The following is a 14,195-nucleotide window of genomic DNA, read 5'->3' as shown; positions in this document are numbered from 1 at the left end:
TTTTCCGGGCTCCTACTCCGGATCACGACGAGGGATGCGCTCACCGTACGTCCGTCGATCCGGCGCGCCCGTCTTCCGCTAAACAGATGAGCCGAAACAGAAAAAGGGCGGTGCTGGTGCACCGCCCTTGATCGTGTCGACAGGCGCCGAGAGATCAGCGCTTGGAGAACTGGAAGCTCCGGCGGGCCTTCCGGCGGCCGTACTTCTTGCGCTCGACCACGCGGGCGTCGCGGGTGAGGAAGCCGAGCTTCTTCAGGACGCCGCGCAGGCCTGGTTCGTAGTAGGTCAGCGCCTTGGAGACGCCGTGACGCAGAGCGCCGGCCTGGCCGGAGAGGCCGCCGCCGGACACCGTGGCGATGATGTCGAACTGGCCGTCGCGGCTCGTGGCGTAGATCGGCTGCTGGACGATCATCTGGAGGACCGGACGGCCGAAGTAGGCCGTGAAGTCCTTGTCGTTCACGGTGATCTTGCCGGTGCCCGGCTTGACCCACACGCGGGCGACGGCGTCCTTGCGCTTGCCGGTCGCGTAGGCGCGGCCGAACTTGTCGAGCTTCTGGACGTGGACCGGAGCCTCGGGCTGCGCCGCGGGAGCGGTGCCGGCGAGTTCGGAAAGGGAGGACAGCTCGGCCATGCTCAGGCCCTCGCGTTCTTCTTGTTCAGGGACTTGACGTCCAGCAGCTCGGGCTGCTGGGCGGCATGCGGATGCTCAGTCCCGGCGTAGACGCGCAGGTTCTTGAGCTGCTGGCGGCCGAGCGGACCCTCCGGGATCATGCGCTCCACGGCCTTCTCGACGACACGCTCCGGAAAGCGACCCTCGAGAATGGCGCGGGCGGTCCGCTCCTTGATGCCGCCGATGTAGCCGGTGTGCCAGTAGTACTTCTTGTTCTGGTACTTCCGGCCGGTGAACACCACCTTGTCCGCGTTGATCACGATGACGTTGTCGCCATCGTCGACGTGCGGCGTGTAGGAGGCCTTGTGCTTGCCCCTGAGGCGCATCGCGATCAACGTCGCGAGGCGACCGACAACGAGGCCTTCGGCGTCGATGAGGATCCACTTCTTCTGGATCTCGGACGCCTTCGCCGAGTAGGTCGTCATGGATTGAACCATCCGTTGTTCTTGGCTTCGACCGGCCCGACGCCGGAGGCGAGGCGGGCTCGGGGAAACGGCAGCCGAACCGGCAGCCGTCGTCGGCGTGGTGTATACGCGTGGCGGTGATGGCCGTCAAGCGGACGGCTGCGAGCCTAGCAAGCAAAAACAACGACTTAGCGAAGCGGTACTATAGTACCACATGTTTTTTCGCGGATGGGACCGCTCGGCGTCACTCGCAGGGCGCGGCGGGGAGCGCTTCGAAATGCTTCAGATCGCCATCGAGGGCGAAGTCGCCGTAGTCCATGCGAAGGTCGCTGGACACGCCGTTCTCGTAGAGATCGAAGCCGATCGAGTATTCCGGCGTGAGGTCGCCCGTGGCGGCCGCATCGAAGTAGGCGACCGTGACCGGCCAGCGGCGCCGGGTCTGCAGGGTCGCCTCCGGTCCGGTCACCGGCCCGGTCTCCTCCTGGCCGATGATCGTGGAGGTGGCATAGACCTTGTCGCCGGTCTCCGACCCGTCGAAAATCTCGGTCGAGACCACGGACGTGCCGGCCTTCGCCGCCTCGATGATGCGGACCAGATGGGCGGTCGGGAAGATCACGTCCGGCGCGAAGCTGACCTTGGCCTCCGCGGGCGTGGTGAGCTGGACGGTGAGCTCCTTGTCGGTGCGCGCGGCCGAGCCCTTCACCTCCTCGGTGAGCACCTGGTTCGTGTAGGTCTGCGACAGGAACTCGAAAGCGGTGCCCGGGCCGTCCTCGAACGTGGAGGTGCGCAGGTCGGTGACGGTGGCCTGCCCCTCCCCGTCCGTCATCTCGATGACGAAGCGGAAGTTGACCGTATAGCCCTCGCACGGTGTGCCGGTGAACTCGAACACCATGCGGCCGCTGACCGACGCCATGCTCTCGCCCCCGCCGGCCGGGCTCTCGGCAAGCCGGAGGTCGTACACGGCGCGATGGGGGAGAAGGCTCACCGGCGCGGCGGAGGCGGCGGGCACGAGCCCGGCCACGGCGGCCACTGTCACGGCAGTCCACACAAGCGCCCGCATGGCAACTCCTTGTCCGATCGGCTTTCTGCCGCGACGACCTTGCGCCGGGCTCGCGTCCGTCGGCCTCACCGTTGCGAACACGTTCTCGGCGGCCCATAAAGCGCGGGAACGGGACCATTTCAAGGAGGAACGGCAAATGGCTGGAGTCGTCGAATCTCTCATGGCCGAACTCGGTCTGGCACTGCCGACCGCCCCGGCGCCGGCGGCGAACTATGTACCGGTGGTGCAGACCGGCAATCTGCTCTTCGTGTCCGGCCAGATCTCGCGGGCGCCGGACGGCAGCCAGATCGCCGGAAAGCTGGGCGAAGGCCTGTCGATCGAGGAAGGCCAGGAAGCGGCGCGGATCTGCGCTCTCAACATCCTCGCCCAGGTGAAGGCGACCGTGGGCGACCTCGACCGGATCGTCCGGGTTGTCCGCATCAACGGTTTCGTGAATGCCGCGCCGGACTTCGTCGACCATCCGAAGGTGATCAACGGCGCGTCGGACCTGCTCGGCCAGGTGCTGGGCGAGAAGGGCAAGCATTCGCGCTGCGCCCTCGGCGTCGCCGGCCTGCCGTTCGGCGTGGCCGTGGAGATCGACGCGGTGGTGGAGGTCGCCTGACCGTCACGAAGCGCAGCTATTCGAAGCGGGGCCCTGGCGGCCCCGTTTTCACGTCATCATCCAGAGGACATCCCATGCCGACCCTCGATTGGCTGACCGCCCGCCCCGTCGCCCACCGGGGATTCCACGACGCGAGCGCGGGCCGGCTGGAGAACACGCTCTCGGCGATCGGAGCGGCGGTGGACGCCGGGTTCGCGATCGAGATCGACGTGCATCTGTCCGCCGACGGGCGGGTGTTCGTCTTCCACGACGACACCCTGGACCGGCTGACGACCGGCACCGGGCCGGTGGGCGGGATGACGCTGGACGCCCTGCAGGCGGTGCCCTTCCGCGCCACGCCGGACCGGATTCCGTCACTGGAGGACGTGCTCGACCGCGTCGCGGGGCGGGTGCCGCTGATCGTGGAGGTGAAGAGCCACTTCGACGGCCGGCACGGGCCGCTGACGGATGCGGTGGCGCGGGCGCTGTCGGCCCACGAGGGGCCGGTCGCCGCGATGTCGTTCGACCCGCGCATCGTCGCGGGACTGCGGGCGACCGCGCCGGACCTGCCGCGCGGCATCGTGGCGGACGACGCGGAGGACAAGGAGTATGGCGCTCTTCGGCCGGAGGAGCGAACGGCGCTCGCCACGCTGGCGCACCGGGACGAGACAGATCCGCACTTCGTCGCCTACTGGGTGAAGCTGCTGCCGAACTCGGTGTCGCGCCGCGTGCGGGAGGACTGGCGGCTGCCGCTCCTCACGTGGACGGTTCGCACGTCGACGGACCGGGCCGCCGCCGCGGCGCATGCGGACCAGATGATCTTCGAGGGATTCGACCCGCGCTGAGAGCGTGTCGGAACTGTGACGGCCAGGGGCCGGTTGACGGGCGGACAGCAAGGAGGAATTCCATGTCCCGACCCGACGACACCGGCCCCGTGCCGAAGCCGAGCACCAACCACGACGACATCGAGGCGACGCGCGACAGGCTGAAGAGCGACGAGTCGCTGCGCGACGCGGCGCGCAAGCACGAGGCCGAGATCGACCAGGCCCTCGGCGGCCAGGACGTGTTCGGCAAGGACAGCCCGGAAGGCGGCGATCCGGCCGACGACGGCGCGGACCGGGCGTTCGTGCCCCGGCCGCTGGTCTGAGGCCCGGCGGTCCGGCGACGCTGGTCGGTGGGCCGATCACGGGTCAGCCTCGCAAGCGGTTCGCGACGCGGCGGCCAGGACACCCGTGGACGAGCGATCTTCCGCGACGCGGCATCTGGAAATCGCCGCGCCGTCGGCTACCTTTGGGGCGATGCCCGGCGACCTCACTCTGCGCACCCTCCATTCCTTGGCCGACGTGGACCGCGACCGCTGGGACGCGGTCGCCAATCCTGGATGGGTGGTGGGACCGACCGGCGCGCTGACAGCCCAAGCGCCGGCGGCGGCCTACAATCCGTTTGTCTCCCACGACTTCCTGATGACGCTGGAGGAGGCCGGTTGCGCCGTCGGACGCACCGGCTGGGGCGGGTGCCACCTGCTTGCGGAGGATGCGGCGGGCGACCTGGTCGGGGCCATCCCGGCCTACGCCAAGTCGCACTCCATGGGCGAGTACGTGTTCGACCACGGCTGGGCCGACGCCTACGAGCGGGCCGGCGGACGCTACTATCCGAAGCTGCAGGTGAGCGTGCCCTTCACGCCGGTGACCGGCCCGCGGCTTCTGCTCCGGCCGGATCTGAAGGCGAGCGTGCGACCGCTGCTCGCCCGATCGTTGAAGCAGGTGGCCCGGCAGCTGGGCGTCTCCTCGGTGCACGTGACCTTCGCCGAGGAGGAGGAGGCGGCGGACCTGGAGGCGGCTGGCTTTCTGACCCGTATCGACCAGCAGTTCCACTTCGCCAACCCTGGATACGGCAGCTACGACGACTTCCTCGCCGAGCTCGCGTCGCGCAAGCGCAAGGCCCTGAAGAAGGAACGTCGCGAAGCGCTGGAGAACGGCATCACGGTGGAGCAGCTGACCGGCCGCGACATCACCGAAGCCCACTGGGACGCCTTTTATGCCTTCTACATGGACACGGGCGCCCGCAAATGGGGGCGGCCCTACCTGAACCGCACGTTCTTCTCGCTGATCGGGGAGCGCATGGCCGACCGCACGCTGCTGGTCATGGCCAAGCGGAACGGCCGCCATATCGCCGGCGCCTTGAACTTCATCGGCTCGGACGCCCTCTATGGACGCAACTGGGGCTGCATCGAGGACCACCCCTATCTCCACTTCGAGGTCTGCTACCATCAGGCGATCGACTTCGCGATCGCCGAAGGGCTGAAGCGCGTGGAAGCGGGCGCCCAGGGCGCGCACAAGCTGGCGCGCGGATACCTCCCGGTGACGACCCGCTCGGCCCACCACATCGGAGACCCGAGCTTTCGCAGGGCCGTCGCCGACTTCCTGCGGCGGGAGCGGGCGGCGGTGAGCGACGAGGCGGAGCGGCTGACCGAGCAAGGGCCGTTCCGCAAGGTGGAGGTCGAGGAGCAGGAGTGAACGGACCGCGCCTCCTTGACCCTCCGCGTCCGGGCGGCGACAACTCCTCCACCTGATGCGAGCGAGGAGACCGCCATGGCCGAGGCCTATGATCCCAACAACATCTTCGCCAAGATCCTTCGCGGCGAGATCCCGTGCCACAAGGTGTTCGAGGACGCGGACACGCTCTCCTTCATGGACATCATGCCCCAGGGCGACGGCCATACGCTGGTGCTGCCGAAGGCGCCGTCGCGCAATCTGCTCGACGCCCAGCCGGAGGTGCTGGCGTCCGTGATCGGGACGGTGCAGCGGATCGCCAAGGGCGTGAAGGCCGCCTTCGACGCGGACGGCGTGTTCGTCCAGCAGTTCAACGAGGCTCCCGCCGGGCAGACGGTGTTCCACCTGCATTTCCACGTCATTCCGCGATTCGCGGGCGTGCCGCTGAAGGGGCACACCGGCCAGATGGCGGATCATGCCGTGCTCGCCGACCACGCGGCGAAGATCCGGGCGGCGCTCGGCATCGGGTGAGCCGATCGACCGTGGGGCGGGTGGGACCTCGTCGCCCCCTGCCCTCAGCGGTCCCGCCAGCCCCAGATCCAGTCCATGCGGGCGAGCATGCGGCTCGGCCCCATGAGGCGCATGGCCGCGTTCCGTGCCCCGGCGGCCAGGCCGTCCAGGTGATAGACGCGGGCGTTGGTGGCCGCCGCGCCGGCGACCTTGGCCGTGCGACCCCGGCGTTCGGACGCATAGGCGGCAAGGCGGTCGGGGACGGGGCGGGACGGGTCCGCGAGGTGCCGGGCGATCACGGCCGCGTCCTCCACCGCCATGGCGCCGCCCTGGGCCACGAAGGGCAGCATGGCGTGGGCCGCGTCGCCGATCAGGGCCACGCGACCGCGCGCGAACGGCGCCCCGGCCACGGCGAAGAGCGCCCATTTCCGCCACGACTGCGGTTTCGCCAGGAGATCGCGGATCACGCCGGGCCAGTCCGCGAAGGCGGCCTTCAGATCCGACGGATCGCCGACCGTGTCCCAGCGCTGTTCCACCCAGTCGCCATCCACGGCGGCGATGATGTTGAGGAGGCGGCCGCCCCGGATCGGATAGGTCACGAGGTGCGCTCGCCGGCCGAGCCACAGGCTGGTCGCACCGGTGAGGTCCTCGATGCGCAACCCTTCGACCGCCTCTACGGGCAGAACGGCGCGCCAGGCGGTCCGGCCGGAATAGCGCGCGGGCTCGCCGCCGAGGACGGCGACGCGTGTCTTGGACCACACGCCGTCTGCCCCGACGAGGGCGGCTCCGCGGACCATGCCGCGGCGTTCGCCGAAGAAGACGTCCACCTCCACCCGGTCGCCCGCGTCGACGGCGCCCTCGATGTAGGCGCCGAGGCGCAGGTCGATCCGTGGTTCGGCGCGGACGGCGTCGAGGAGCGCGGCCTGCAGGTCGCCCCGGTGGATGACCCAGTAGGGCGCGCCGTGGCGGGCGGCGACTTCGGCGAGCGGCAGGCGGACGAGGTCGGCGCCGGTCCGGGCGTCGCGGATCCGGATCGCGGCGGGCTCGACGGCGGTGGCCGCGAGGGCGTCGCGCAGGCCGAGCTCGACGAGGATGCGGCTGGCGTTCGGCGACAGCTGGATGCCGGCGCCGATCTCCTCCAGGTGCACGGCCCGTTCCAGGACGATCGAGGGCCGCCCGGCGCGGGCGAGCGCCAGGGCGGCCGTCAGGCCGGCGATGCCGGCCCCGGCGATCACGACCGGCGGCGGATCGGACGAGGCGCTCATGGACCGCGTGGGGCCCGGGATCCTCAGGCCGCCTTGGGCGTGTAGGCGGCCTCGGCCGGGATCGACTCGGTCGGCTTCAGGCTCGGATCGTAGACGTAGTGGGTGGAGCAGTAGGGGCAGATCTTCTCGTTCTCGTCGCCCATGTCCAGGAAGGAATGCGGGTGATCGAACGGCGGCCGCGCACCGATGCACATGAACTCGTGCGCGCCCACGCGGATCGTCTCCACGCCGGCATCATTGGTGAAGTGCGGAACGACGGCGTCGGCCATGACGGCTCCCTTGAACGGCTGAAACAGGCGATTTCGGCGGGACCATACGCTCTCGCGGGTGCGAAGCAAAGAGGCCGGCGCATGGGACGAGGGGATCGCCGCCGGGGGACGCGGAATCACGACGACCCCTGCCGGCCGGCTTGACCATCCGCCCTCCCCCGACGGACGATCGGCGCGCTCGGCCAGGACCCGATGCCGGCCAGGTCGACGGCTGCGGAGGTGCGCACCGGGCGGTCGGCGGTCGGACCCGCATGGTCCACGAGACGGGTTTTCTTGCCCGGACGCAGGCCTTATGGTCGCGGGCGTTGCGCGTACCCAAGTCCCGAGGAGCCCATGCCGCATTTCTTCTCCGACGGCCACGAGCTCGCCTACCAGGATGAGGGGTCCGGCGATCCCATCTTGCTCATCCATGGATTCGCCTCCAATCGGACCATCAACTGGGTCTACCCCGGCTGGGTGGAGACCCTGGTGAAGGCCGGCCGGCGGGTGATCGCCTTCGACAACCGAGGCCACGGCGAGAGCGCCAAGTTCTATGATCCGGAGGAATACAGGCTCTCCTCGATGGCGGAGGACGCCCGCGCCCTCCTCGACCACCTGTCCGTCGAACGGGCGGACGTGATGGGCTATTCTATGGGCGCGCGCATTTCGACCGTGCTCGCCATCCGGCATCCGGACCGGGTGCGCTCGCTGGTGCTCGGCGGCGTGGGGCAGAACCTCGTCACGGGCGGTGGTTCGCCGGAGACGATCGCGGCGGCGCTGGAGGCCCCCACCCTCGCCGAAGTGTCCGACCCCACGGGGCGCGCGTTCCGGCAGTTCGCCGAGCAGACGAAGAGCGACCGCAAGGCGCTGGCCGCGTGCATGCGCGGGTTCCGGCAGACCATCGCCGCCGAGGACCTGGGACGGGTTTTCCAGCCCGTCCTGATCGCCGTCGGCACGCGCGACAAGATCGCGACCGCCCCCCACGAGCTCGCCAAACTATTCCCGAACGCGAGCGTGGTGGACATTCCCAACCGGGACCACATGGTGGCGGTGGGCGACCTGGTGTTCAAGAAGGCCGTGGTGGAGTTCCTGACCCGCCGCATGTGAGACCTGGAGCAGGACTTCGCCTCCGCGAGCCGGGACGAAATGGAGTCGTGCGCCGGTCGCCCATCCTACTCGCTGGCGTCGCTCTCCTTCAGCCGGACCACGGTGACGCTGCAGAGGGCTTCGGCGACCACGTGGGAGGAGACGCTGCCCAGATGGCGGCGGAGGGCGGAGGCGGCGCGGGCGCCCATGACGATGTGGTCGACGCGGTTGTGGCTGGCATAGTCCAGTATGGCGTCGCCCGGGTTCACGGCCTCCAGCACGTGGAAGCTCACCCGCTCCTCCGGCACGTCCAGGGTGCGGGCCCAATCCTTCAAGGCGATCAGGCGGGCCAGGTAGGCGGAGCGGCCGGCCTCGTCGGGCGTGTCGTCGTCGCCGACGAGCTTCGTCTTCAGGACGGTGACGCAAGCCAGGCGAGCCCCCTCCTCCGCGTCGAGGACGCGGCGCACGTGAAGGCGCACCTCGTTGGCGAGCGGGTCGGCGCCGCGGGCGAGATCCACCGCCGCCATCACGACGGGCGCGGTGGAGATCCGCCGCGCGATCGGCACCTTGCGCTGGGGCGGCATCTGTTCGGCGCGGCGGCCGCCGAGCCAGCCGCGGATCCGGCCGGTGAAACCCTCCTGCCCGGCGCGATCGGCCCGTTCGGTGAGGGGCACCTGGTCCGGGTGGCGGAGGTCGAACAGGAGCTGGCCGGCGCTGGCGTAGCGGCGGCCCGCCTCCACCTCCAGGCACTTCAGGATGATCTCCTGCATCCAGCGCGGCACCTTCCGGTCCAGCGACCGGGGCGGCCGCGGCGGCGCGAACAGGCGGCGCTTCTGACCGGCGAGAGAGACCGGCTCGCCGAACGGCGGCTCGCCGGTTGCCATCTCGTAGAGGACGCAGCCGAGGGCGAAGATGTCGCTCGCCGGCTGGGTGCGGTCGCCGACGAGCTGTTCCGGCGAGATGGTGGCCGGGGAGCCCATGGGGAGGTCGCTCTCCTCGGCGAAAAGGTCCGGCAGCTCGTCGTGGCGGGCGAGGCCGAAATCGATGAGGACGGCGCCGCGCTCCAACAGGATGACGTTGCCGGTCTTCAGATCCAGGTGGACGACGTGCTGGCGGTGGATGTCCTCCACGGCGGCGGCGATGCGCGCGCCGACCCGCGCCACCTCCTCCACCGCCATGGGGCCCAGCCTCAGTCGCTCGTCCAGCGGCGTGCCGGAGACGCGCTCCATGACGATGTAGGGCAGGACCGCGAGGTCGCCGGCCGCCACGAAGGCGGGCACGTGCCGGCCGGACAGGCGGCGCAGGATCATCGCCTCGGTCTCGTAGCCGATGATGGTGGAGACGTCCGCCCCCGCCCCGAGGAAGGGCAGCTTCATGACGAGCGGACCCGAATGATCCGGGTGCTCGACGCTCCAGATCGCACCCATGCCGCCGACCGCGATGCGCTCCTTCAGGACGAAGCCGTCGACGGCGGCGCCGGGCGCGAGATCCCGCGGCAGCATGTGAAGTCTCCTGGAATGGACGTGCCTAGTGGAAGGAAATGCGGGCGAAGGCGCTTCAGTCGCCGGTGAGGAGGCGCATCCAAAGTCGGTCCGGCAAGCCGGCCGCCTGAACCTTGGCGACCGTCGCCTCCACGTCGTAGGGCACCCGCCGCCAGGTGAGCTCGCCGGCGCCGTCGTCCCAGAGCCCCCAGCAGGCGCGGCTGTCGCGATCGCGCGGCTGGCCGACGGCGCCGATCACCGCGTGGTAGCGGCGGATCCCGGAGAGCGGCACCGGCTTGTCGGCCACCGGCCGGAAGGTGAGCATCTTGCCCGTCGCGAGGGTGCCGATCAGCGTGTGGAAGAGCGCCGGCACGTGGGTGTGGCCGGAGAAGATGAGGCGGGCGTCGGTGGCGGCGAAGCTCTGGGCGGCGTCGTGGGCCTCCAGCACGTAGGGCCAGCTTTCCGGATTGTGGGCGCTCGCATGGACGAAGAGCGCGTCGCCCTCCCGGTGGCCGAGCGGCAGGTCGGCCAGGAAGGTCTTCTCCGCCGGGCCGAGGCGCGCGGCGGTCCACTTCATGGCGCGGGCCGCGTTCTCGGACATGGAATGCCAGCCCGCGTCCACGGCGTGGTCGTGGTTGCCCTTGATGATGATGGCGCCCCGGTCGGCCAGGCCCGCGACGATGTCCACCGCGGCAACCGGATCCGGACCGTAGCCGACGATGTCGCCGAGGCAGACGATGCGATCGACGCCCTCGGTGTCGATGTCGTCGAGAACGGCCTCCAGCGCCTCCCTGTTGGCGTGGATGTCGGTGATGAACGCGGTACGCACCGGGTGCCCTCCCCCTCGGACCTGCAATTGCCTTTCCATGAATATGGGGGCACGGCCGTGAAGCTGGATAGTCCGACGAACTGCGCACCGGAACCGCGCGGCGGGATCCGCCTCGCGCCGTGCGCATGCCGACTGGCGATTGTGCTGCACCGGGACATTTGACGGATGTACGCAACCCAGAGATGATCATCCGATCACGAGCTGATCTGGGGGGATCGGATGCGGATGACGAAGTTCAGGATTGCGCCGCGCTCACGCTTCTTGTCGGGGCTTCTCGTCCTCGCCCTCGCGGCCGTCGGTGTCGGGCTGGCGGCGGATCGGGGGGCGGCGGCGGACGCCCCGGTGCTCGTCATCGACGAGGTGGTGCCGCCCGTGGCGTTCCCGGACGCGGAGGGCCGTTACGACGTCACGCTGCGCAGCAAGCAGCTGCGCGACCGGACGGGCCGGGTGATGGTGGCGATCGAGGCGGCCGCCGCGCTGCCGGCGTGCGGCATGGAGGGGGTGGTCGAATCGAGATGCGTGAGCGTGACGCTCGATCCGGTGTTCGGAGAGGTCACGGTGCGGGGCATTCCGGCCGACTATGGCGGCGCGCGGCGGATCAAGCTCTGGGTGGAGGGCTTCACGGAAAGCCCGCCGAAGGAGTTCGTCCTGTCCAAGGTGGGGCCGTCGACGCCCCGGGTGATCACGATGGGGCTGGTCGCCGGGGCGGTGCTGCTGCTCGTCGCCCTGCCCGCCGGATTGCGCCGGGCGCGGAAGGGCCGGAAGCCGACCGGGCTGGCGCCGATCGGCTGGATGAGCCTGCTCACGGACGAGGTGACGGGTTCCTACAGCCTTTCCAAGGTGCAGCTGCTGGCCTGGTCGGCGGCGGCGACGGTGAGCTACCTCTACCTCGTCCTTTGCAAGACGCTGGTGCAAGGGTCTGTGATTTTCCCGGACGTGCCGGAGAACCTGCGGGTCCTGTTCGGCCTCGCCACAGGAACGAGCCTCGCGACCGCCGGCCTCGTCAGCCTGCGCGGGTCGCAAGGCGCGGAGGGCGACGGACCGCGACCGTCCGACCTGATCATGCACGGCGGCGTGGTCGCCATGGAGCGGGTGCAGTTCGTGGCCTTCACGCTGATCGGCGTGATCGGGTTCGTGCTGCTCACATTCTCGTACGAGCCGGCCATGATCAGGGGCTTGCCGGACGTTCCGGATTCGCTGTGGCAGCTGACGGGGCTCAGCGCGCTCGGCTACCTCGGCGGCAAGGCGATCCGGCCGGGCGGCCCGGTGGCGACGACCATCACGACGGAGCTCGATCCCGCGGCCCCGATCGTCACCGTCGCGGGCGCCGGCATCCACGCGGAGGCGATCTACGATCTGCGGCCGTCCGGGGAGCCGAACCTGCCGGGCGCGGTCCGGCTGCGCATCGATCCGCGCGTGCCGCCGGCCTCGGGCCGGTCGGCGATCCGGGCCGAGCCGGTGGGCGACGGGTCGACGGCGCAGGTGTCGAAGGTGGTGCTGGACTTCCGCGAGGCGGGCGACGTCGCGGGGCTGATCGCCAAGGCGGGCGCGCGACCGCTGGTGCTCCGCATCACCAACCCCGACGGCCAGTTCGCGGAGCGGACGATCACCGTGAAGGCGACCGCCGACACAGGGCAGCAGGCTGCGGCGGGCGGGGCGGTCCCTGAAGGTTGAGCGCCGGGACGTCCGAGGTGGCCCGGGAACGACGAAGGGCGCCGCGACCGGCGCGGCGCCCTCCTTCCGAACTGCGAGCGGGATCGGATCAGCCGTAGATCGGGAAGCGGTCGGTCAGCGCGCGGACCTGCTTCTTGACCTCGGCTTCCACCGCGCCGTTGCCCTCTTCGCCGTTGGCCTTCAGGCCGTCGAGGATGGCGAGGATCATGGCGCCGACCTCCTGGAACTCCGCGACGCCGAAGCCGCGCGAGGTGGCGGCCGGGGTGCCGAGGCGGATGCCGGACGTGATGGTCGGCTTCTCCGGGTCGAACGGCACGCCGTTCTTGTTGCAGGTGATGTCGGCGCGGCCGAGCGCGGCCTCGACCGCCTTGCCGGTCAGGCCCTTCGGGCGAAGGTCGACCAGCATGAGGTGATTGTCGGTGCCGCCGGACACGATGTCCACGCCGCCGCGACGGAGCGTTTCGGCCAGCGCGCGGGCGTTCTCCACCACGTTCTTAATGTAGAGCTTGAACTCCGGCTTCAGCGCCTCGCCGAAGGCCACCGCCTTGCCGGCGATCACGTGCATGAGCGGGCCGCCCTGCAGGCCCGGGAACACGGCCGAGTTGATCTTCTTGGCGATGTCTTCGTCATTCGTCACGACGAGACCGCCGCGCGGACCGCGGAGCGTCTTGTGGGTGGTCGAGGTGGCCACGTGGGCGTGCGGGAACGGCGACGGGTGCTGGCCCGCGGCGACGAGGCCGGCGAAGTGGGCCATGTCGACCATCAGGTAGGCGCCGACTTCATCGGCGATGGCGCGGAACTCGGCGAAGTCCCACACGCGGCTGTAGGCCGAGCCGCCGGCGATGATGATCTTCGGCTTGTGCTCGTGGGCGAGCGCGCGGACCTGGTCCATGTCGATCCGGTGGTCCTGCGGGCGCACGCCGTAGGCGACGGCCTGGAACCACTTGCCGGAGAGATTCGGCTTAGCGCCGTGGGTCAGGTGGCCGCCGGAGGCGAGGTCGAGGCCGAGGATGGTGTCGCCCGGCTTGATGAGCGCCAGGAAGACCGCCTGGTTGGCCTGGCTGCCGGAGTTCGGCTGCACGTTTGCGAACTTGCAGTCGAACAGCTTGCAGGCGCGCTCGATGGCGAGGTTCTCGGCGATGTCCACGAACTGGCAGCCGCCGTAGTAGCGCTTGCCCGGGTAGCCTTCGGCGTACTTGTTGGTGAGGACGGAGCCCTGCGCCTCGAGCACCGCGCGCGACACGATGTTCTCGGAGGCGATCAGCTCGATCTCGTGCTGCTGGCGACCGAGCTCCTTGGACACCGACGCGAAGATCTCCGGATCGCTCTCGGCGAGCGAACGGGAGAAGAAACCGGAGGTGAAGGCGGTCGGTTCAGCGCTGGTCGTGCTCGACATTTGTTGTTTCCGTTCGTCAGGGGGCCCGGCCGGCTGCGCCAGTGAGGTGGTCTTCTCGCGCGCAGCAACTCGTCTTGGTCTTCGGCAGATATCACGCGCGCCGGACGGGCCTCAACGGGTCGAGGCGACGCACCGGCCGGCGCGAAACGTCACGCCAGACGACTACCACCACCGCCGGGCGGTGTCGTTTCAGGTTTTCTTGCGCGGCTCGTAGCAGAACTTGTGCCCTCGCCGAGACGGGCGAGGAGCTTGCGCTCGGCGAGCCGCTGGAGGTCGAGCCTCGGCGCGGACGCCGGGCCGACGATCGAGACCTCCACGCCGGTCGCCTCGTCGATCGCGGCAACCTTCGCGTAGGCGCCCACGACGGAGATCTCGAAGAGGATGCGGCGCGGGGCTGGAGACATGACGGATCACGGTCCTGCGGCTGTCGAGGTCTGCCGGACAGACATACAGCCAAATGGCCGTAAGAGCGACGGACGTGCAGGCCCCGCGACACCGCG

The 14,195-nt window shown here is 69.9% G+C and carries 16 protein-coding genes; 7 read left to right on the top strand and 9 right to left on the bottom strand.

What is annotated here, in order from left to right:
- Positions 1-154: 154 nt before the first annotated feature.
- The 3 genes from rpsI to HND91_RS04940 all read right to left on the bottom strand — a co-directional run bounded on the left by rpsI (position 155) and on the right by HND91_RS04940 (position 2,134).
- Complete coding sequence (rpsI, locus tag HND91_RS04950) at positions 155-631, bottom strand: 30S ribosomal protein S9 (RefSeq protein WP_181705426.1); 477 nt, start codon at positions 629-631, stop codon at positions 155-157.
- 2 nt (positions 632-633) lie between these two features.
- Entirely contained in the window at positions 634-1,095 is a 462-nt protein-coding gene (gene rplM / locus HND91_RS04945; protein WP_181705425.1) for a 50S ribosomal protein L13, read from the bottom strand.
- Positions 1,096-1,318: 223 nt separating this feature from the next.
- On the bottom strand, positions 1,319-2,134 hold the full coding sequence (locus tag HND91_RS04940) for a cell envelope integrity EipB family protein (protein ID WP_210272587.1): 816 nt from the start codon (positions 2,132-2,134) through the stop codon (positions 1,319-1,321).
- A 136-nt stretch (positions 2,135-2,270) separates the two neighbouring features.
- Between HND91_RS04940 and HND91_RS04935 the strand changes: the two genes are divergently transcribed.
- The 5 genes from HND91_RS04935 to HND91_RS04915 all read left to right on the top strand — a co-directional run bounded on the left by HND91_RS04935 (position 2,271) and on the right by HND91_RS04915 (position 5,737).
- The gene (locus HND91_RS04935) at positions 2,271-2,735 is read left to right on the top strand and encodes a RidA family protein (RefSeq protein ID WP_181705423.1); all 465 of its coding nucleotides are present in this window, start codon (positions 2,271-2,273) and stop codon (positions 2,733-2,735) included.
- A 74-nt stretch (positions 2,736-2,809) separates the two neighbouring features.
- Positions 2,810-3,559, top strand: coding sequence for a glycerophosphodiester phosphodiesterase family protein (locus HND91_RS04930; RefSeq protein WP_181705422.1), 750 nt, complete (start codon positions 2,810-2,812; stop codon positions 3,557-3,559).
- 62 nt (positions 3,560-3,621) lie between these two features.
- Entirely contained in the window at positions 3,622-3,861 is a 240-nt protein-coding gene (locus tag HND91_RS04925) for a hypothetical protein (protein WP_181705421.1), read from the top strand.
- Between the two features lie 151 nt (positions 3,862-4,012).
- Positions 4,013-5,230: a GNAT family N-acetyltransferase gene (locus HND91_RS04920; protein ID WP_181705676.1), complete on the top strand. Its 1,218-nt coding sequence runs from the start codon at positions 4,013-4,015 to the stop codon at positions 5,228-5,230.
- 75 nt (positions 5,231-5,305) lie between these two features.
- Positions 5,306-5,737 carry an HIT family protein gene (locus HND91_RS04915; RefSeq protein ID WP_181705420.1) on the top strand — a complete coding sequence of 144 codons (432 nt, stop codon included), beginning with the start codon at positions 5,306-5,308 and terminating at the stop codon, positions 5,735-5,737.
- Between the two features lie 44 nt (positions 5,738-5,781).
- On the opposite strand, the gene HND91_RS04910 is transcribed toward HND91_RS04915, so the two are convergent.
- The gene (locus HND91_RS04910) at positions 5,782-6,981 is read right to left on the bottom strand and encodes an FAD-dependent monooxygenase (protein WP_181705419.1); all 1,200 of its coding nucleotides are present in this window, start codon (positions 6,979-6,981) and stop codon (positions 5,782-5,784) included.
- 23 nt (positions 6,982-7,004) lie between these two features.
- Positions 7,005-7,250, bottom strand: a complete 246-nt coding sequence (locus HND91_RS04905; RefSeq protein ID WP_181705418.1) for a zinc-finger domain-containing protein — start codon at positions 7,248-7,250, stop codon at positions 7,005-7,007.
- A 333-nt stretch (positions 7,251-7,583) separates the two neighbouring features.
- Here HND91_RS04905 and HND91_RS04900 point away from each other — a divergent pair, with 333 nt between their 5' ends.
- The gene (locus HND91_RS04900) at positions 7,584-8,336 is read left to right on the top strand and encodes an alpha/beta fold hydrolase (RefSeq protein ID WP_181705417.1); all 753 of its coding nucleotides are present in this window, start codon (positions 7,584-7,586) and stop codon (positions 8,334-8,336) included.
- Positions 8,337-8,401: 65 nt separating this feature from the next.
- Here HND91_RS04900 and HND91_RS04895 read toward each other — a convergent pair whose 3' ends face one another.
- Together HND91_RS04895 and HND91_RS04890 are read right to left on the bottom strand one after the other, a co-directional pair.
- Entirely contained in the window at positions 8,402-9,817 is a 1,416-nt protein-coding gene (locus HND91_RS04895) for a bifunctional serine/threonine-protein kinase/universal stress protein (protein ID WP_181705416.1), read from the bottom strand.
- 55 nt (positions 9,818-9,872) lie between these two features.
- The gene (locus HND91_RS04890; protein WP_210272586.1) at positions 9,873-10,625 is read right to left on the bottom strand and encodes a metallophosphoesterase family protein; all 753 of its coding nucleotides are present in this window, start codon (positions 10,623-10,625) and stop codon (positions 9,873-9,875) included.
- A 225-nt stretch (positions 10,626-10,850) separates the two neighbouring features.
- On the opposite strand from HND91_RS04890, the gene HND91_RS04885 reads away from it, so the two are divergent.
- Positions 10,851-12,299, top strand: coding sequence for a hypothetical protein (locus tag HND91_RS04885; protein ID WP_181705414.1), 1,449 nt, complete (start codon positions 10,851-10,853; stop codon positions 12,297-12,299).
- 88 nt (positions 12,300-12,387) lie between these two features.
- Here the strand turns inward: HND91_RS04885 and glyA are convergent, their stop codons facing one another.
- Positions 12,388-13,695, bottom strand: a complete 1,308-nt coding sequence (glyA, locus tag HND91_RS04880) for a serine hydroxymethyltransferase (RefSeq protein ID WP_181705413.1) — start codon at positions 13,693-13,695, stop codon at positions 12,388-12,390.
- Between the two features lie 149 nt (positions 13,696-13,844).
- Entirely contained in the window at positions 13,845-14,099 is a 255-nt protein-coding gene (locus HND91_RS04875) for a DUF6898 family protein (RefSeq protein WP_181705412.1), read from the bottom strand.
- Between the last annotated feature and the right edge of the window lie 96 nt (positions 14,100-14,195).

The sequence above is a fragment of the Chthonobacter rhizosphaerae genome (assembly GCF_013839525.1).
Taxonomy (GTDB): domain Bacteria; phylum Pseudomonadota; class Alphaproteobacteria; order Rhizobiales; family Pleomorphomonadaceae; genus Chthonobacter; species Chthonobacter rhizosphaerae.
This window is presented reverse-complemented; position numbering and strand designations above follow the sequence as displayed.